This window comes from Pseudonocardia sp. Ae331_Ps2, from assembly GCF_001932405.1.
Lineage (GTDB): Bacteria > Actinomycetota > Actinomycetes > Mycobacteriales > Pseudonocardiaceae > Pseudonocardia.
Genome location: NZ_MCIM01000001.1, coordinates 4,327,168 through 4,344,799, shown reverse-complemented (window position 1 = coordinate 4,344,799; position 17,632 = coordinate 4,327,168). Strand labels below are relative to the sequence as shown.

Sequence of the window (17,632 nt, the reverse complement as noted above, 5' to 3'; positions counted from 1 at the left end):
AGGTGCACCCAGCCGTCGCGGAGGAACTGGTCGATCATCGCCTGACAGGGTCCCCGGTCGTGCGCTCGTGGGCGACCGGATTTCCGTCGAACCGGACAGCCCATCCCCTACCGGTCTCGGGTTAGGGTCGCCTCACCTGACCGAAGGAGACCGTCCGTGACGCCGTCCCGGGCCGCGGTGGCCCTCGCCGCCCTGCTCACCCTGCTCCTCGCCGCGTGCTCCGCCACGCCCGGCGCCGACCCCACCGACGACGATGGCACCCGCACGGTCGCCACCGCACGGGGCGAGGTCACGGTCCCGGCCGCGCCGCGGCGGGTCGTCGTGCTGGAGCCGGTGCAGCTCGACACCACCGTCGCCCTCGACGCCCCGCCGGTCGGGGCCGCGGTCCTGTCCGAGGGCACCGGGGTGCCCGCCTACCTCGGCGACGCCGGCGCGCGGGTGACGGTCGTCGGGACCGTCGCCGAGCCCGACCTGGAACGGATCGCGGCCCAGCGGCCCGACCTGATCCTGGGCACCGAGTCCCGGCACGCCGCGCTGTACGACCGCCTCGCCGCGATCGCGCCGACGGCGTTCATGGCCTCGCAGGCCGACCCGTGGCAGGACAACGTCCGCTTCGTCGGCCGGGTGCTCGGCCGGGAGGCCGACACCGAGGAGCTGCTCACCCGCTACCGGGACCGGTGCGCCGAGGTCGCGCGCACGCACGACACGGCCGGGCGCACCGCGCAGATGATCCGCCCCCGCGACGGCCTCCTGACCCTCTACGGGCCGACGTCGTTCGCGGGCGGCACCCTGGAGTGCGCCGGGTTCACCATCCCTCCCCGGGACTGGGAGAACTCGATCTCGGTGGACCTGTCCCCCGAGCTGGTCCAGCAGGCCCGCGCCGACGAGGTGTTCCTGACCGCGGCCGACCCGGCGTCGCCGTCGGCGGTGCCGCCCGCCGTCGAGGCGGTGCGCGCGCAGGTCTTCCCGCGGCTGCACCCGGTCGACCAGTCGGTCTGGATCACCGGGGTCGGTCCGCTCGGCGGGCAGAAGGTGCTCGACGACATCGAGCGGACGCTGGGCCGGTGAGCCCGCTGGCGGGGTCGCCGAACGTCCTGTTCGCCGCCCGGGTTCTCGCCGTCGGCGTGCCCTCCCCCGGGTTCCGGCGGCTCGTCCTGGGCGGGCCGGAGCTGTCGCGGTTCGCCCCGCACGGCCGGGACCAGCGGATCAAGCTGCTGGTACCGACGGAGGTCGGCTATCCCGCCTCGCTCGCGTCGGGCCTGCCCGAACGCGAGTGGCGGGCCCGGCTGCGGGCGCTGCCCGCCGACACGCGGCCGGTGCCGCGCAGCTACACCCCGGTGGCGGTCCGGCCGGGGCGCGGCGAGGTCGAGCTCGACGTGTTCTGCCACGCCCGGCCGGGTCCCGCGAGCGCGTGGGCGGCGGCCGCCCGGCCCGGCGACGCCGTCCTGCTCTCCGGGCCGGACGTGCGGCGCGGCAACCCGGACCACGGCGTGCAGTGGGACCCGGGCCCCGCCACCGAGGTGCTGATCACCGGCGACGAGACGGCACTGCCCGCCGTGCGCGGCATCCTCGCCGCGCTCCCGCCGCACCATCGGGGCCGGGTGCTGGTCGAGGTCGGCGACCCGGCCGACGCCGTCGGGCTCGCCGGCGTCCATCCCGGCGTGACCGTGGAGGTCTGCCGGCGGCCGGGGCGATCGCTGCTCGACGCCGTCGCCGACTGGGTCGGGACCCACGGTGCCGCAGCCGCCCGCCTGGGCGACCGCTTCTACGCCTGGAACGCCACCGAGAGCACCCGGGTGGCGCAGGTGCGCGGCCTGCTGCACGAGGCGGGCGTCGCCCCGGACCGGGTCCACGCGCAGGGCTACTGGCACGACCGGCCCCGTCCCGCTGCCCGCTGATCACCCGGAGGTCATCCGGGTGTGGCCGGGTGGCCATGCCCGGCGCGCAGCGTTGCCGGACGTGGACGAGACCCCGGTCGAGCCTCAGGCCGACGCCCCCGCTCCCCTCATCCCGCACCCCGGTGCGGTCGACCCCGGGCACTTCCGGGTCGACGACTCCGACGACGACGACCCGACCCTCGTCGACCCCGAGGGCAGCCCGGTCGACACCTGGCGCCAGGGCTACCCCTACGACGACCGCCTGTCACGCCAGGAGTACGAGCACCAGAAGCGGCTGCTGCAGATCGAGCTGCTGAAGCTGCAGAACTGGGTCAAGGACACCGGCAACCGGATCGTCGTCCTGTTCGAGGGGCGCGACGCCGCCGGCAAGGGTGGCACGATCAAGCGGTTCACCGAGCACCTCAACCCCCGCGGCTGCCGGGTGGTGGCGCTGGAGAAGCCGACCGAGCGCGAGGCCGGCCAGTGGTACTTCCAGCGCTACGTGGCACACCTGCCCTCGGCCGGGGAGATCGTGCTGTTCGACCGGTCCTGGTACAACCGGGCCGGCGTCGAGCGGGTCATGGGCTTCACCGACCCCCGCTCCTACATGGAGTTCCTGCGGGCTACCCCGGAGCTGGAGCGGATGCTCGTCCGGTCCGGGATCCACCTGGTGAAGCTGTGGTTCTCGGTCTCGCGCGACGAGCAGCGCACCCGCTTCCTCATCCGCCAGGTCGACCCGGTGCGCCAGTGGAAGCTGTCCCCGATGGACCTGGCCTCGCTGGACAAGTGGGAGGCCTACACCGAGGCGAAGGAGGCGATGTTCTTCTACACCGACACCAAGGACGCCCCGTGGACGGTGATCAAGAGCAACGACAAGAAGCGCGCGCGGCTCGAGGCGATGCGCCACGTCCTGGGCCTGTTCGACTACCCCGGCAAGGACACCGGGGTGGCCTCCCCGCCGGACCGGCTGATCGTCGGGCCCGCCGCGGAGATGTTCGAGCAGGACGAGGGCCCGAACCGCTTCCCGCCCCTGACCGACCGGCACCACTGAGCGGCGGGGCTTTGCTCAGGCGGGCTCGGCCACCAGCGTCATGGTCAGCGAGTGACCCACGGCCAGGCCGGGGCCCGCGGCCCGTTCGAGTCCGAGCAGGGTCCCGGCGAGCCGGGCGGCCTCGGCCCCGGCGAGGGGCCCGGCCCCCCGGTACGGCTCCAGGGCGCCGTTCCACCGGTCGGCGAACCCGCGCAGCCAGGCCAGCGCCTCCTCCGGTGCTCCCCCGGTCGCCGGGGTGAACCGGAGGTCGTCGGGGTCGACCCGGGACGGGTCGCGGACCAGGTCGTTCACCAGGGCCCGGAACCGCGGCACCGACGGGTGGAAGGTGCCGGTGGCGGTGTGCCGCCCGACCAGGACCGACCGGTCGACGGCGGTGCGCGACACCAGCCGCGCGCCGCTGCCGGCCAGCGCGGCGTCGACGGTGGCGTCCAGCTCGGCACGGCCGTAGAACGTCATCGGCTCGGAGATCGCCTCGCCGCCGCCGGCGAAGAAGCTCATCGCGTAGTCCCAGCGCTCGGTGTCCCAGCGGGGCTGCCACTCCACCGAGTACCGGCCGAGGACGTCGACGACGACCGCCGCCCGTCGGCCCCGGGCCGCCACGGCGGTGAGCACCGACCCCAGCGCGGCGACGAGCTCGTCGCGGGTGAGGTGGGAGTAGGGGACGCCGCAGGACAGGTAGAGGTCGAACGCGCCGTCGGGCAGCGCGTCGCGCACGTCGCCGAGCACGAACGACGCCGACGGCGAACCGACGGTGTCCCGTGCGGTGGCGACCATCTCCGGGTCGACGTCGAGGCCGACGTAGCGCAGCCGGTCCTCCGCGACGATCGGCGCGGCGCCCGGTTCCGGGCGGGTGAGGAGGGCGAACCCGTCGGCGGTGCCGGACCCGACGTCGAGCACGGCGACGGGGGCGCCGGGCCGCAGGTGCAACGCGGCCAGCGCGTTCGCGATGACCCGCCGGGTGACCGGCTCCTCGGAACCGACCTTGACCGGGTCCCGTCGCGCCGGGGACAGGTAGTGGGCGCTGGCCCCGCGGTAGGACGGGGCCTGATCGGAACGGCTCACCGTTCCTTCCTACACCGAGAAGATCATTCTCGGCTCACCGCGGGCGGCCGGGGTCGGGCCGGCCGCCCGCGGGAGGTCGGCGGACGCTCAGGCGAGGTCGTCCAGCTCGCCGTTCCTGATCGAGGTCAGGAAGGCGGCCATCTCGGTGGCCGGGAAGGCGAGCACGGTGCCGTGCGGGTCCCGCGAGTTGCGGACGGCCACGGTCCCCCCGGTCACGACGGCGAGCTCGACGCAGTTGCCCTGGTAGCCGCTGCGCACGCTCTTGCGCCACGTCAGCGAATCGATCGCCGCGGGGCCGCTCAGGTGCATCTGGTCCATGCGAATGCTCACCTCATCTGCATATGCATTCTCCGTTGCGTCAAACGCTAGCAGTGGACAAGCGGTCCGGTCGTGCAAAACAGGACGGAACGCGCCCGGCGGTCGCCCGTCCGCGCCCGACTGCGGTGCACGGGCCGTGGGCGGTCGACGTCGGAGCGTGGTACCCGGGGCCCGAAGACGGGCGCCGCTCGTCGCCCGCGAGCGACGTCGGCGCAGGTCAGAGCTCGGCGCGCAGCTTGCTCAGTGCCTGCTTGGTCTCGGCCGGGCTGAGCGCGTCGATGGTGAGCCGGTCCATCGAACGGCCGTAGCGCTCGACGTCGGCCCGCTTGTCCAGGTAGGAGGCCCCGGTCATCTCCTCGAGGTAGACCAGGTCGGGCAGCTCGGGCTCGGCGAAGCGCAGCATGGTGAAGGCGTGCTCGGCGCCGTAGCCGGACAGATCCCAGGGCAGCAGCTGGACGACGACGTTCGGCAGCGACGACAGCTCGATGAGGTGGTCGAGCTGGGCACGGAAGACTCCCTCCCCGCCGACCGGTCGGTGCAGCACGGCCTCGTCGAGCACGGTCCAGAAGGTCGGTGCGTCCTTGCGGTGCAGCACGCGCTGGCGTCGCAGCCGCACCTCCAGGCGCTTCTCGACGTCGGCCCGCTCGACGGGCGGCAGGTCGGTGTGTCCGCCGCTGACGACCGCGCGGGCGTACTCCTCGGTCTGCAGCAGCCCCGGGACGAACAGCAGCTCGTAGGACGAGATGCGCGATGCCGAGGCCTCCAGACCCACGAAGTCCTCGAACCAGCCGGGGACGACGTCGTTGTAGCGGGCCCACCAGCCGCTGGAGTTGCTCTCCTCGGCCATCGACAGGACCTGGTCGCGCTCGGGGCCCTCGGCGACGCCGTACATCGTCAGCAGGTCGGCGACGTCGCGCTGCTTGAACCCGACCTTGCCCGACTTCAGCCTGCTCATCTTCGAGTCCGAGCCGCGGATCGCGTACGCCGCGTCGGTCCGGGAGATGCCCGCGCGCTCCCGCAGCCGGCGCAGGTGGGATCCGAGCACGATGCGCCGCGCGGTCGGGCCGCGGTCGGCACCGGGCGGGGTGGGGCTGTTCGGGCTGGGGACCACCGGGACGGGCTCCTGCGGTTGCGGGGACTGCCGATCGGGTGACCGAGCCTACACAACGGTTCCGCAGGTCGTCAGCGGTCTCGATCACGGGACACGTCCGGACGGTGACGGTGCGTGCCCAATCGGGTCGGTCCGCTACGGTGACCGCACCGGTGATCGGCGCCACGACGGGCGTCGTCCGGGCACCGACCGACGCACCGGCGCGACGCCGCCGACGACGCAGTGAGGACTCCGCCGATGGCCCAGCCGACCGAGGGTCGCGCTCCCGCGTACATCGACACGACCAAGGCCAGCATCGCCCGGGTCTACGACTACGCCCTCGGCGGCAAGGACAACTACGAGGTCGACCGGGAGACCATCGAGCGGGTTCGCAAGATCGCCCCCGAGGTCAACCTGCTCGCCGTCGACAACCGGGCGTTCCTGATCCGGGCGGCGCGCTTCGTAGCCACCCAGACCTCGATCACCCAGTACCTGGACTGCGGCTCCGGCCTGCCGACCGCGGAGAACACCCACCAGGTGGTCCAGCGGCTCCAGCCCGAGGCCCGGGTCGCCTACGTCGACAACGACCCGACCGTCATCGCGCACGGCCGGGCGCTGCTGGAGGACAACGAGTTCACCCGCTTCTCCGCCGCCGACATCCGCGAGCCGGAGTCGGTGCTGGCCGACCCGTCGGTGCAGGGCTTCCTGGACCTCGACCAGCCGGTCGCGCTGTTCCAGATCGGCACCATCCACCACTTCGACGACGCCGTGGACCCGCAGGCGATCATGGCCCGCTACGTCGAGCGGCTCGCTCCGGGCAGCGTCGTCGCGATCGCGCACTTCTTCGACCCGGAGAACGCCGACAGCGAGCTGGCCCGGCGGATGGAGCAGGTCTTCGTGCACAGCCCGATGGGCAGCGGCCGGTTCCGCACCCTCGCCGAGATCACCGGACTGTTCCCCGGCCTCGAGCTGGTCGACCCGGGCATCGTCCCCTGCTACCGGTGGTGGCCCGACGGACCACAGCTGCGCGGCGAGGACCCGGTGCAGCGGTGCATCGTGGGCGGGGTCGGCATCAAGCGATGAGTTCGCGGGGCCACCACGGTCGAGAGGGGTGAGACCCGCCGACCCCGGGAGGCCCCGTGCCCGTCACCCTGGACCCCACCGCCCAGATCCTGCGCGACGCCGTCGCCACCGGGTGCGTCCCCGGACTCGTCGCGGCCGTCGACCATCCCCGGCACGGCACCGGGGTGCACGTCCTCGGCGACGACGGCGCCGGACACCCGCTGCGCCGCGACACGATCGTGCGGATCGCCTCGGTCACCAAGCCGGTCGTCGCGGTCGCCGCGCTCGCACTCGTCGAGGACGGGATGCTCGACCTCGACGAGCCGGTCGCGGCGTGGCTGCCCGAGTTCGCCGCGCCGCGGGTGCTGCGTCACGAGGCCGCCGGGCTCGACGACACCGCCCCCGCGCGCCGGCCGATCACCCTGTACGACCTGCTGACCTACCGCTGCGGGATCGGGATGCTCCCCCGGCCCCCGGCCGAGCTGCCGGTGCAGCGCGCGACCGCAGGGCTCGGCAGCGACGGACCACCCGGGTCCTACCCGCTCCCCGACCCCGACACCTGGACCGCGCGGCTCGCCGCGGTGCCGCTCGTCGCACAGCCCGGGTCGCGCTGGCTGTACCACACCTCCGGTGACCTGCTCGGTGTCCTGCTGGCCCGCCGCTGCGGCACCGACCTCGCGACGGTGCTCGCCGAGCGGGTGTTCGCCCCGCTCGGCATGCGCGACACCGGCTTCTCGGTGCCCGCCGCCGACCGGGACCGGTTCGTCCCGCTGCTGGCCGCCGCACCCGGCGGCGGCTTCACCGTGACCGACCCGGTCGACGGCGCGTGGTCGGCCCCGCCGGTGTTCCCCTCCGGAGGCGGTGGCCTGGTCTCCACCCTGGACGACCTGCTCGCGTTCACCCGGGCCCTGCGCGCGGGCGGCAGCCCGGTCCTGTCCCCCGGCGCGGTGGCCGAGCTGACCTCCGACCGGCTGAGCACCGCGCAGCGGGCCGGTGCCGCCCCGTTCCTCGACGACGGCTGCGGCTGGGGCCTGGGCCTGGCCGTCGAGGACGGCGGACGCTACGGCTGGGACGGCGGCCTGGGCACGGGCTGGCGCTCCGACCCGTCGAGCGGTGTGATCTCCCTGCTACTGACCCAGGTGGTGTGGGACGGTCCCGAGGGCCCCGCGCTCCTGCACTCCTTCCGCGCCGCGGCGCACTCCTGAGAGGCCCCACCATGGACTGGACACTCGAGGTCGTCGTCCTGCCGGTGTCGGACCTCGACGCCGCGGTCACCTTCTACGCGACCGGGTCGGCTTCGACCTGGACCACGACACCCGCACCGAGCACATGCACATCGCCCAGCTGACGCCGCGGGGCTCGGGTTGCTCGATCGTCGTCGGCTCGCTGCCGGCACAGAACGAGATGGCGCCCGGCTCGATGCGCGGGCTGCAGCTCTGCGTCGCCGACGCCCGGGCCGCGCGCGACGAGCTCGTCGGACGCGGGGTGGAGTGCAGCGAGGTGACGGTGCTCGACGAGCGCGACGGCGGCACCTTCTTCGGCTTCGCGGACCCCGACGGCAACACCTGGGCGGTGCAGAAGCTGCGGGTCCGGGGTGAGCGGCCGCTGATCCCGGAGTCGGCCCGGGGCCGCTTCGGCGGCTGAGCACCGCCGGTCACACCGATTGCGCGACGGTCCCCGTAGGCGCATACTCGCCTTAGAGGTCGCGCGGATTGATGGATGATCATGGGCGGCGGTGTGGTCGGCTGTCCCAGCGGTGCGTGGTCCAGGCCTGCCGGATCAGGCTACGGAGTGTGATGATGGTGTCGGCGAGGTCGAAGAACGCGTCGACGACGGTTTCGCGGCGTTCGTAGCAGCGCTGCAGCCGGTTGAAGCTGTTGTGCCAGGCGTTGGTGCGCTCGATGTGCCAGCGTTGGGTGGCCTGGATCGGTGCTTTCTCGCCCTTGCGCGCGATCTCGCTGTGCAGGCCCCGTTCGGTGAGTGTGTCGCGGGTCTTACCGGAGTCATAGCCGGCGTCGAGGTGCACGGTGATGTCGTCGGGCAGCGGGCCGAGAGCGTCGAGGTGGTCGAGAGTGGGGCCCAGTAGCGGGGAGTCGTGGCGGTGTGCCCCGGCCAGGACCCGGCCCAGTGGGATGCCATGGCCCTCGACGAGCACCGATCGCTTCATGCCCTGTTTACGCCGGTCAACCGGTGACGGTCCGGCGACCTCACCGCCGCCGGGGGCCTTGGTGATGGCGCCGTCGACGGCAACGTCGTCAAGCAACAGGCCGACGATGCGGTCGTAGGCGTCCAGGGCGATCCGGCGTAGCTGGGCGAAGACCCCGAGCCGGATCCACTCGTCACGGCGATCGCGGATGGTGGTCGCCGAGCAGGTGCTGTCGGAGACGCCCTGATACGGGCAGCCGAACCGCAGCACCTGCAGGAGCTTGTCGAACACGACCCGATCCGCGATCCGGCGGCGGTGACAGCCCCACGGATGAGTGGGATCGAACTCGCCCCGGGGCGGCAGCAGCGCGGCGAACTGGTCCCACAACGGCTCGGTCAACCATGATGGCAGGGCGGGCACGCGGCCTCCAGACGATCACGAAGAGTCAACAACTTCATGATCGACAGGCCCGTGCCCGCCCCTCACCATCGACACCCGGCCGCGACCCAGCTGTGATCAATCCGCGCGACCTCTTAATTCAACGCTGGTTGAAATGAGGTGGGCGTGATGTCGGAGCGGACGACGTGCTGTGTGGTCGGGGGCGGCCCGGCCGGGATGATGCTGGGCCTGCTGCTGGCCCGGGCCGGGGTCGAGGTGACCGTGCTGGAGAAGCACGGCGACTTCCTGCGGGACTTCCGCGGGGACACCGTGCACCCCACCACCCTGGACCTGCTCGACGACCTGGGGCTGGGCGAGCGGTTCGCCGCGCTGCCGCAGAGCCGGGTCGAGGAGGTCGTGATCCCCGAGGGGCGGGGCGGCGCGCAGCGGATCGGGAACCTGTCGCTGCTGCGCCGGATCGGGGTCCGCCACCCCTACATCGCGCTCGTCCCGCAGTGGGACCTGCTGAACCTGCTCGCCGACGTCGCCGCCGACGAACCCGCCTTCGATCTCCGGCTCGACACCCGCGCCACCTCGCCGGTCCGGGAGAACGGGCGGGTCGTCGGCGTCCGGTACGTGACGACGACCGCGCCCGGCGAGGAGACCACCGGCGAGATCCGGGCCGACCTCACGGTCGCCTGCGACGGCAGGCACTCGGTCCTGCGGGACGGTTCCGGCCTGCCCGTCACGGAGTTCGACGTCCCGTTCGACACCTGGTGGTTCCGGCTGCCGCGCCGCCCCGAGGAGCTGCACGCCACCCTCCGCCCGCGGATCGGGAACGGGCGCTTCGCGGTCGTCATCCCGCGCGAGGGCTACTACCAGATCGGTTACATGGCGCCCAAGGGCGCCGACGCGCGGCTGCGCGCCGCGGGGATCGAGGCGTTCCGGGCCGACCTCGCCGAGCTGATGCCGGAGTACGCCGACCGGGTCGGCGACATCGCCTCGATGGACGAGGTGAAGCACCTCGACGTGAAGCTCAACCGGCTGCGCCGCTGGCACGTCGACGGGCTGCTCTGCATCGGCGACGCCGCGCACGCGATGTCCCCGATCGGCGGCGTCGGGATCAACCTCGCGATCCAGGACGCAGTGGCCGCCGCCACCCTGCTGGCCGCGCCGCTGCAACGGGGCGCCCCCACCCAGCGGGACCTCGGCCGGGTCCGCAACCGCAGACTGCTCCCGACGGTGCTGGTCCAGGGCCTCCAGCGGATCATGCACCGCACCATGGCCGGCCCGGCGCTGACGGGGCGGCGCGACGGTCCCCCGGTTCCGCTGCTGCGGCTGATGCATCGCGTCCCGGCGCTGCAGATCCTGCCCGCCTACCTCGTCGGTGTGGGGTTCCGTCCGGAGCGGGCCCCGGACTTCGCCCGCCGCGAGCCCGTCCCGGCCGCCTGAGCCGCGGCTAGGCTCGTCGGGTGCTGTCCCTGGACGCCCTCGACGTCGACCTGCTCACCGCGCTGCGCGACCGGCCGCGGGCCGGGGTGCTGGAGCTCTCGCGCACGCTGCGGGTCGCCCGCGGGACGGTGCAGGCACGGCTGGACCGGCTGGAACGTGCCGGGGTCGTCACCGGGTACGGCCCGGACGTCGACCTCCCGGCCGCCGGGTACGGCGTGCAGGCGTTCGTGACCCTGGAGATCGCGCAGGGCGAGCTGGGCGACGTCGCCGCCGAGCTCGCCGCGCTGCCCGCGGTCACCGAGGCGTACGCGACGACCGGCTCGTCGGACGTGATGTGCCGGCTCGCGGCGTCGTCGCACGAGGACCTGCAGGACACCCTGCTCGCGCTCGGCCGATCCCCCCTGGTGGCCCGCTCCACCAGCGTGGTGGTGCTGTCCACCCTGGTCGCGCCGCGCTGGCGGCCGCTGCTGGAGCGTGACCACCGGGAGGGCCCGAGCCGGGCACCCGCCTACCGGGACTGACCGCCTCGGCCGAGGTGGTGCGCCGTCCGGTGCGCGCCGAGCACGTCGAGCCCGAAATCCGCCGACGGGTCGCGCCACACGGAATGGGCGTGGTTGGCGTCGCGCTGGGTGTTGTCCCACTCGATGAGCAGCCGTGGGCCCTGGACGCGGTAGTAGTTCGGGGCGCCGTCCTCCAGCGGTCCCGCCCAGGCGAGGTGCACGGCGTCGAGCGCGGCGTCGTCGTCGTAGCGGGAGATCGGCTGCAGCGGCTCGGCGACCCGCTCCAGGTAGGTGCCCAGCAACGCGCGCAGCATCTCACGGCCCTCGGCGTCCAGGTCGGACGCCGGCACGCCGGCCGGGGTTCGCGACAGCGCGACGGCCTCCTTCTGCGCGTCGGTGAACGCGGCGCGCTCTTCGATGGCCTCGCTCATGTCGTCGAGCGTGCGCTGCTGCTCGGGGTCGGCGAACGACCGGGTGCGCCAGATCCCGGCCAGCGGGATCCAGTTGTCGCCCTCCTGCGGGTCGGTGCGGTTGGCCGCGACGAGGTCGGGCGGTGCCTTGTCGAGCAGCACCGCCCGCTCGCGCAGTTCGGTCGGCAGCGCGCGGACCAGGTCGCGGGCGAGGTCCTCGACCCGGCCCAGCGGGCGGAGCACGGCGTCGCCGAGGAGCTCGGAGGTCGCCGGGTCGGCACCCAGGAAGCACGGGGTGGAGGCGACCACCACCCCGTCGACGACCAGCATGTTGATCGACACGTGGTGCCCGCCGAAACGCCAGCCCCAGGTCCCGGTGTCCCCCGGCTCGCCGAACACCCGCAGGTAGTACATCTGCGGGTCGCGGCCGCGGGTGCGGTCGAACAGCGTCACGAAGCCCTCGGTGTGGTCGAGGACGTTCTCCAGCCCCATCACCGTCGAGACGGTCACGTACGCCGCCCGCGACAGCCCCGTGCCGACGAGCTTCATCGCGGCCCGCTGCTGCGGCGGGAGCTGGTCGTGGAAGGTCAGTCCACCGTGGTCGGTGGGGGTGTAGAACCAGCGGCGGCGCTCGGCGTCGGCGTCGTCGTCACCGGTCGGGGCGTGCCCGACGGCCGTCTCCCGCCGGCCCGGGTCGAGGGTGTCGAGCCAGGCACGCGCGGCCTCGGCCATCGCGGTCGCCGTCTCGCGGGTGTCCGCAGCACCGATCATGCCGCGAGACGCTAGCGACTCCGGGCAGACTCCACCGGGGAGGACGGCTACGTCGACCACGGCCTGACTCAGGTCCGGCGGTACCCGGCCGCCAGCTCCACGAAGGCGGCCGGGTCCACCAGCGACGTCGTGTCGCCGGGCTCGCGCCCGGCGGTCACGTCGAGCAGCAGCCGCCGCATGATCTTGCCCGACCGGGTCTTCGGCAGCTCAGCGACGAGGACGACCTCGCGGGGCCGGGCGACCGGCCCCAGCTCCCGGGCCACGTGCGCCCGCAGCTGTTCGGTCAGCCCGTCGGTCGGGCCGTCGGTGACGGTCACGAACGCGACCACGGCCTGCCCGGTCGTCGGGTCCGGCGCCCCGACCACGCCCGCCTCGGCGACCCGTGGGTGGCTCACCAGCGCGGACTCCAGCTCGATCGAGCCGAGCCGGTGACCCGAGACGTTCATGACGTCGTCGATGCGGCCCTGCAGCGTCACGTAGCCGTGCTCGTCGATCACCGCGCCGTCGCCCGCCTTGTACCAGCCCTGCTCGGCGTAGTCGGCGAAGTAGGACGCGCGGAACCGCTCGGGGTCGCCCCAGACCGTGCGCGCTATCGACGGCCACGGCCGGTCGATCACCAGGATGCCGCCCTCGCCCGGGGCGCAGGTGCGCCCGTCACGGTCGACCACCCGCACCGACAGGCCCGGCAGCGGCCGGGTCGCCGAGCCCGGCACCAGCGGTGTCACGCCGGGCAGCGGCGCGCAGATCGCCGCGCCGGTCTCGGACTGCCACCAGGTGTCGACGATCGGGCAGCGGCCGCCGCCGATCACCTCGTGGAACCACCGCCAGGCCTCGGGGTTGATCGCCTCGCCGACGCTGCCGAGCAGGCGTAGCGAGGACAGGTCGTGGCGCGCGGGCACCTCCGGACCCCACTTCATGTACGTCCGGACCAGGGTCGGCGCGGTGTAGTACACGGTGACGCCGTACCGGGCGATGATCTCGAAGTGCCGGCCCGGCTCGGGGGTGTCCGGGGTGCCCTCGTAGATCACCTGCGTGACACCGTTGGACAGCGGTCCGTAGACCTCGTAAGTGTGCGCGGTGACCCAGGCGAGGTCGGCGGTGCACCAGTAGACGTCGTCGGGCTTGTGGTCGAAGCAGGCCCACGCCGTCCAGGACGCCTGGGGGAGGTAGCCACCCATGGTGTGCAGCAGGCCCTTGGGGGTGCCGGTGGTGCCCGAGGTGTAGACGAGCATCAGCGGGCTCTCGGCCGGGTGCGCCTGCGCCTCGTGGACCTCGGGTGCGGTGTCGACGACGTCGTGCCACCACACGTCGCGGCCGGGGGTCCAGTCGACCTCCGAGCCGGTCCGCCGGATGACCAGCACATGCTCCAGCGAGTCCACCCCGGACGCGGCCTCGTCGGCGTTGGCCTTGACCGGGACGGCCTTCCCGCGGCGGTACTGGCCGTCGGTGGTGACGAGCAGCTTCGCGGCGCCGTCGGTGATCCGGAACCGCAGCGCGGACGGGGAGAACCCGCCGAAGACCAACGAGTGGACCGCCCCGATCCGGGCGCAGGCCAGCATCACGACGACGGTCTCGACCAGCACCGGCAGGTAGACGACGACCACGTCCCCGCGCCCGACCCCGAGCGCGGTGAGCGCGTGCGCACAGCGGGCGACCTCGCGCTGCAGGTCGGCGTAGGTGACGGTGCGCCGGTCCCCCGGCTCGCCCTCCCAGTACAGCGCGACCTTGTCCCCCGCACCGGCCTCGACGTGCCGGTCGACGCAGTTGCGCGCGACGTTCAAGGTGCCGTCGGCGAACCAGGTGACCTCGGGCCACCTGCTGCCGTCGTAGCCCTGCTCGGGCACGCGGTCCCACTCCAGCCGGCGGGCCTGCGCACACCAGAACGCCTCGGGGTCGGCGGCCGCCTGGTCGTAGGCGGCGGCGGTGACGTTGGCGTGCGCGGCGAGCTCGGGCGGGGGCGGGTACATGCCCCGATCCTCACCGCCGGGCCCCCCGCGGCGCAGGCCGTCGTGAGGGGACTCACCGGTGGGCGAACGCCCGGTGGTGGTCGTCGAGCAGGTCCACGCCGAAGTCGTTCTCCGGGTCGCGCCACACCGAGTGGGCGTGGTCCGCGCCGCCCTGGGTGTTGTCCCACTCCAGCAGCAGCCGCGGACCCTGCAGCCGGTGGTAGTGCGGCTCCCCCGCCTCCAGCGACCCCGCCCAGGCCAGGTGCACCTCGTCGAGGGCGGCGTCGTCGTCGTAGCGGCCGGCGGGTGAGACCCCGGCCGGCGCCCGGTCGAGGTAGGCCGAGAGCAGTCGGCGCAGCAGGGCACGGCCACGGTCGTCGAGCGCGTTCGCCGGGAGCCCGCGCGGCACACCGGTCAGCGCGACGGCCTCGGTCCCCTCGACCGGGTCCACCGGGCCGGGCGGGCTCTCCCGTCGGATCGCCGAGGTCGGCAGCGGCCGGTCGCCCGGCGCGACCAGCGGCCGGTTCGCCGTCACCAGGTCCGGTGGGGCCCCGCCGGGCAGGACGACGGTCTCCAGGAGCTCGGGTGGCAGGCCGCGGACGATCTCCCGCGCCAGGTCCTCGGTCGGTCCGAGCGGGCGCGCCACCCCTCCGCCGAGCAGCGGCGTCGTCGCCGGGTTCGCGCCGAGGAAGCACGGCGTGGCCGCGGCCACCCGCCCGTCCACGACGAGTGCGTTCACCGACACGTGGTGGCCGCCGAAGCGCCAGCCCCAGGTGCGTCCGCCCGGGTCGCCGAACACCCGCAGGTAGTAGAGCGCCGGGTCCCGGAACCGCTCCCGGTACGGGCGGGTCGACCAGTCCTGCGCCCGGTCCAGGACGTTCTCCAGCCCCATGACCGTCGCCACGGTGGCGTAGCCGGCCTCGGACAGTCCCGACGCGACCAGCCGCATCGCGCGCTGCTGCTGGACTGCGGTCTGGGCCGCGAGAGGCAGTCCGCCGTGGTCGGTGGGGGTGTAGAACCAGCGACGGCGCTCGACGTCGGCCCCCGCGTCACCGGTCGGGCCGGCGCCCCGGGCGGGGCCGAGCCGGTCGTCGTCCAGGGTGTCCAGCCAGGCCGCGGCCGCGTCCGCCATCGCCCCGGCGACCGTCTCGCTCGTCGTCACCCCGGCCACGCTAGTGGGCCGGGCGGGGTCAGTCCGTCGCGTCGCGGACGAGCAGCGCGATCTGCACCCGGTTGTCCAGGCCCAGCTCGCGCAGCAACCGGGAGACGTAGGACTTCACCGTCGCCACCGACATGTGCAGCTCGGCGGCGATGTCGGCGTTGGAGCCACCCCGGGCGACGGCCTCGGCGACGTCGCGCTCCCGGTCGGCGAGCCGGTCGAGCCGGGCCCTGGCGGCGCGCCGGCGGTCGACCGACCCGGCGCCGCCGCCGCGGACGATGCCGATCAGCCGCCGGATGATCGCCGGGGGCAGCACGGCGTCGCCGTCGGCGGCGGCGCGGACGGCGTCGACGATCCCCTCGGGCGCGGCGTCCTTGAGCAGGAAACCGCTCGCCCCGGCGCGCAACGCCCGTACGACGTGCTCGTCGGCGTCGAACGTGGTCAGCACGACGACGGTCGGGGCGTCGGGCCGCGACGTCACCTCCCGGGTCGCAGCGACGCCGTCGACGCGGCGCATCCGCAGGTCCATCAGCACCACGTGCGGCCGCCCCGCGGCGACGGCGGCGGGCACCTCGTCGCCGTCGCCGGCGTCGCCGACCACCTGGATGCGCCGCACCGGTCCGGTGCCGTCGCCGGGCAGTGCGTGCCCGTCGAGCATCACCCGCAGGCCGGAGCGGACGAGCGGGTCGTCGTCGACGAGCAGCACCCGGATCGCGGTCGCGGTCATCGTGTCTCCTCCCGCCACGGCAGCACCGCGCGCAGCTGGTGGCCCGACGGCGTCGGGCCGTGGGTCAGCGTCCCGCCGGCGAGGGTCTCGACCCGCTCGCGCAGCCCGACCAGGCCGGTCCCGGCGCCCTCGGGTGTCGTCCCCGCGGCGGACTCCCCGGAGGTGACGGTGACGGTGAGGTCCCGGCCGGGCCGCCCGTCGAGGGCGACCTCGACCCGGGTCCCGGGCGCGTGCCGGGCCGCGTTGGTCAGGCCCTCGCGGACCACCCGGTGCACGACCCCGGCCAGCGGGCGCCCTGGCGGGCACACCGTCAGCAGCGCCGTCGACCGGAGACGGACGTCCGCACCGACCGCGCGGGCCTCGGCGACGAGCTCCTCGACCGCACCGAGGTCCTCGATCTCGTCGGGTACGTCGCCGGTGGGCTCGTGCAGCACCTGCACGATCGTGCGGAGGTCCTCCATCGCGCGGTGCGTGGTGTCGCGCAGCACCCTCGCGGTCTCGCGCACGGTGCTGGCGGGCAGGTCCCCGCGCAGTGCCAGTGCCCCGGCGTGCACCGACAGCAGCGACAGCCGGTGCCCCAGCCGGTCGTGCATCTCCCCGGCGATCCGGCGACGCTCGTCGGCGCGGGCCTGCTCCTCGCGCACCGCCCGATCGGCCTCGGCGCGGGCGAGCCGCTCGCGCAGGTCGTCGACCATCGCGCGGCGGATCCCGGTCAGCAGGCCCGCGGTCGCCGAGATGCCCTGGAACGCGACGGCCCCGCCGAGCAGCACGAGCGCCGTGGCACCGTCGGGAGCGTCGCGGTACAGCGTGATCGCGGCCGTCCCGACCGCCAGGGCCAGCACCAGCAGTGTCTCCACCGCACGGCGTCGGGTCGCGATCACGAAGACCCCGACCAGCGGCAGGTAGGTGGCGACCGGCGACACCAGCGGCCCGAGCACGGCCACCACCGCGAACACCCGCGGCAGGCGGTAGCGCACCGCGATCGAGCCGATCATCAGCAGGCCGACGACGAGCAGCGACCACTGCAGGGCCCCGGCGATGGCGTACGTCCCGACGACGGTGAGACCCCCGGCGAGCACCGCGACCATCAGCACGGCGGAGATCACGGCGGGGCGGACCGGCACACGACGACCATAGGGGGCGGACCGGCGCCGTCCAGCAGGTTTCCGCTCGAACGGGACGGCCACCGGTCCACTCCTGTCTCCCGACCCCCCGGGATCGACGGTCAGCGTGCCGAGCTGCGCGCCGGCGGCGCACCCGCCGAAGGTCGCGCCCACCGCGACCGAAGTCGCCGGGCCGCGTCACCCGGAGTCACGTCGCCCGGAACGGGTCACCCGGAATGAGTACGATTCGGACATGCCGGAACCGCACAGCCACCGCGAGAGCGGGCAGCACGTCATCGAGCACGCGCTCGACCTCCTCGAGGCGGCCGACAAGGCGCAGGACTACCCCCAGGCGACCGACGGCCACACCGCCGCCACCGCCTACGCGGTGAGCGCGCTCTATCAGGAGATGCGCCACGGCGACGACCAGCTCGCGGTGCTCATCTCCGCGGTGCAGGAGCAGACCGCGGTGCTGCGCGAGATCCCGGACTCGTTGCGGGACGGGAGCCGCACCGGAGAGTGACCGGAGAGCGACGGCCCCGCCCGCGATCCGGTCCGGCCGGGCGCCGCGGACCTCGTG

General features: G+C 74.1%; 19 protein-coding genes. 10 read left to right on the top strand and 9 right to left on the bottom strand.

Annotated features, from left to right (window positions below):
- The first annotated feature begins 156 nt into the window (after nucleotides 1-156).
- The 3 genes from Ae331Ps2_RS20880 to ppk2 all read left to right on the top strand — a co-directional run bounded on the left by Ae331Ps2_RS20880 (nucleotide 157) and on the right by ppk2 (nucleotide 2,928).
- Nucleotides 157-1,068, top strand: a complete 912-nt coding sequence (locus Ae331Ps2_RS20880) for an iron-siderophore ABC transporter substrate-binding protein (RefSeq protein ID WP_198932193.1) — start codon at nucleotides 157-159, stop codon at nucleotides 1,066-1,068.
- Nucleotides 1,065-1,898: a siderophore-interacting protein gene (locus tag Ae331Ps2_RS20875; protein ID WP_075306929.1), complete on the top strand. Its 834-nt coding sequence runs from the start codon at nucleotides 1,065-1,067 to the stop codon at nucleotides 1,896-1,898. The genes Ae331Ps2_RS20880 and Ae331Ps2_RS20875 overlap by 4 nt, the downstream gene beginning before the upstream one ends.
- Nucleotides 1,899-1,959: 61 nt before the next feature.
- Complete coding sequence (gene ppk2, locus Ae331Ps2_RS20870; protein WP_020624198.1) at nucleotides 1,960-2,928, top strand: polyphosphate kinase 2; 969 nt, start codon at nucleotides 1,960-1,962, stop codon at nucleotides 2,926-2,928.
- A gap of 15 nt (nucleotides 2,929-2,943) precedes the next feature.
- Here ppk2 and Ae331Ps2_RS20865 read toward each other — a convergent pair whose 3' ends face one another.
- The 3 genes from Ae331Ps2_RS20865 to Ae331Ps2_RS20855 all read right to left on the bottom strand — a co-directional run bounded on the left by Ae331Ps2_RS20865 (nucleotide 2,944) and on the right by Ae331Ps2_RS20855 (nucleotide 5,419).
- On the bottom strand, nucleotides 2,944-3,990 hold the full coding sequence (locus Ae331Ps2_RS20865; RefSeq protein ID WP_075306931.1) for a class I SAM-dependent methyltransferase: 1,047 nt from the start codon (nucleotides 3,988-3,990) through the stop codon (nucleotides 2,944-2,946).
- An 87-nt stretch (nucleotides 3,991-4,077) separates the two neighbouring features.
- Nucleotides 4,078-4,308, bottom strand: a complete 231-nt coding sequence (locus Ae331Ps2_RS20860) for a DUF397 domain-containing protein (protein ID WP_075306933.1) — start codon at nucleotides 4,306-4,308, stop codon at nucleotides 4,078-4,080.
- Between the two features lie 217 nt (nucleotides 4,309-4,525).
- Entirely contained in the window at nucleotides 4,526-5,419 is an 894-nt protein-coding gene (locus Ae331Ps2_RS20855; RefSeq protein ID WP_075306935.1) for a helix-turn-helix transcriptional regulator, read from the bottom strand.
- A gap of 237 nt (nucleotides 5,420-5,656) precedes the next feature.
- Here Ae331Ps2_RS20855 and Ae331Ps2_RS20850 point away from each other — a divergent pair, with 237 nt between their 5' ends.
- From Ae331Ps2_RS20850 to Ae331Ps2_RS20840, 4 genes are read left to right on the top strand one after another with little or no spacing between them, the layout of a single operon-like run.
- A complete protein-coding gene (locus Ae331Ps2_RS20850) occupies nucleotides 5,657-6,481 on the top strand; it encodes an SAM-dependent methyltransferase (protein WP_075306937.1) in 825 nt (274 codons plus the stop codon).
- Nucleotides 6,482-6,537: 56 nt separating this feature from the next.
- On the top strand, nucleotides 6,538-7,665 hold the full coding sequence (locus tag Ae331Ps2_RS20845) for a serine hydrolase (RefSeq protein ID WP_198932194.1): 1,128 nt from the start codon (nucleotides 6,538-6,540) through the stop codon (nucleotides 7,663-7,665).
- Nucleotides 7,666-7,676: 11 nt separating this feature from the next.
- Nucleotides 7,677-7,808 (top strand): hypothetical protein, encoded by a 132-nt coding sequence (locus tag Ae331Ps2_RS34335; RefSeq protein ID WP_337819510.1) that lies wholly within the window; start codon nucleotides 7,677-7,679, stop codon nucleotides 7,806-7,808.
- Complete coding sequence (locus Ae331Ps2_RS20840; RefSeq protein WP_337819511.1) at nucleotides 7,790-8,104, top strand: VOC family protein; 315 nt, start codon at nucleotides 7,790-7,792, stop codon at nucleotides 8,102-8,104. Before Ae331Ps2_RS34335 ends, Ae331Ps2_RS20840 begins: the two co-directional genes overlap by 19 nt.
- 79 nt (nucleotides 8,105-8,183) lie before the next feature.
- Here the strand turns inward: Ae331Ps2_RS20840 and Ae331Ps2_RS20835 are convergent, their stop codons facing one another.
- Nucleotides 8,184-9,026: an IS5 family transposase gene (locus Ae331Ps2_RS20835; protein WP_075305978.1), complete on the bottom strand. Its 843-nt coding sequence runs from the start codon at nucleotides 9,024-9,026 to the stop codon at nucleotides 8,184-8,186.
- A gap of 147 nt (nucleotides 9,027-9,173) precedes the next feature.
- Here Ae331Ps2_RS20835 and Ae331Ps2_RS20830 point away from each other — a divergent pair, with 147 nt between their 5' ends.
- Both Ae331Ps2_RS20830 and Ae331Ps2_RS20825 read left to right on the top strand, forming a co-directional pair.
- Nucleotides 9,174-10,436, top strand: coding sequence for an FAD-dependent oxidoreductase (locus Ae331Ps2_RS20830; RefSeq protein WP_075306939.1), 1,263 nt, complete (start codon nucleotides 9,174-9,176; stop codon nucleotides 10,434-10,436).
- Nucleotides 10,437-10,456: 20 nt separating this feature from the next.
- Nucleotides 10,457-10,957, top strand: coding sequence for an Lrp/AsnC family transcriptional regulator (locus tag Ae331Ps2_RS20825; protein WP_020626333.1), 501 nt, complete (start codon nucleotides 10,457-10,459; stop codon nucleotides 10,955-10,957).
- Here the strand turns inward: Ae331Ps2_RS20825 and Ae331Ps2_RS20820 are convergent.
- The 5 genes from Ae331Ps2_RS20820 to Ae331Ps2_RS20800 form a co-directional block, all read right to left on the bottom strand.
- Entirely contained in the window at nucleotides 10,945-12,117 is a 1,173-nt protein-coding gene (locus Ae331Ps2_RS20820) for a DUF3500 domain-containing protein (RefSeq protein WP_075306941.1), read from the bottom strand. The two genes, Ae331Ps2_RS20825 and Ae331Ps2_RS20820, sit on opposite strands and share 13 nt — an antisense overlap.
- Nucleotides 12,118-12,185: 68 nt before the next feature.
- Nucleotides 12,186-14,084: an acetate--CoA ligase gene (gene acs / locus Ae331Ps2_RS20815; RefSeq protein ID WP_075306943.1), complete on the bottom strand. Its 1,899-nt coding sequence runs from the start codon at nucleotides 14,082-14,084 to the stop codon at nucleotides 12,186-12,188.
- A gap of 52 nt (nucleotides 14,085-14,136) precedes the next feature.
- Nucleotides 14,137-15,225, bottom strand: coding sequence for a DUF3500 domain-containing protein (locus Ae331Ps2_RS20810; protein WP_249265576.1), 1,089 nt, complete (start codon nucleotides 15,223-15,225; stop codon nucleotides 14,137-14,139).
- 28 nt (nucleotides 15,226-15,253) lie between these two features.
- A complete protein-coding gene (locus tag Ae331Ps2_RS20805) occupies nucleotides 15,254-15,949 on the bottom strand; it encodes a response regulator transcription factor (RefSeq protein ID WP_075306945.1) in 696 nt (231 codons plus the stop codon).
- Nucleotides 15,946-17,073 carry a sensor histidine kinase gene (locus tag Ae331Ps2_RS20800; protein WP_075306947.1) on the bottom strand — a complete coding sequence of 376 codons (1,128 nt, stop codon included), beginning with the start codon at nucleotides 17,071-17,073 and terminating at the stop codon, nucleotides 15,946-15,948. Before Ae331Ps2_RS20800 ends, Ae331Ps2_RS20805 begins: the two co-directional genes overlap by 4 nt.
- Nucleotides 17,074-17,305: 232 nt before the next feature.
- Between Ae331Ps2_RS20800 and Ae331Ps2_RS20795 the strand changes: the two genes are divergently transcribed.
- On the top strand, nucleotides 17,306-17,575 hold the full coding sequence (locus Ae331Ps2_RS20795; RefSeq protein ID WP_075306949.1) for a hypothetical protein: 270 nt from the start codon (nucleotides 17,306-17,308) through the stop codon (nucleotides 17,573-17,575).
- Nucleotides 17,576-17,632 lie beyond the last annotated feature (57 nt).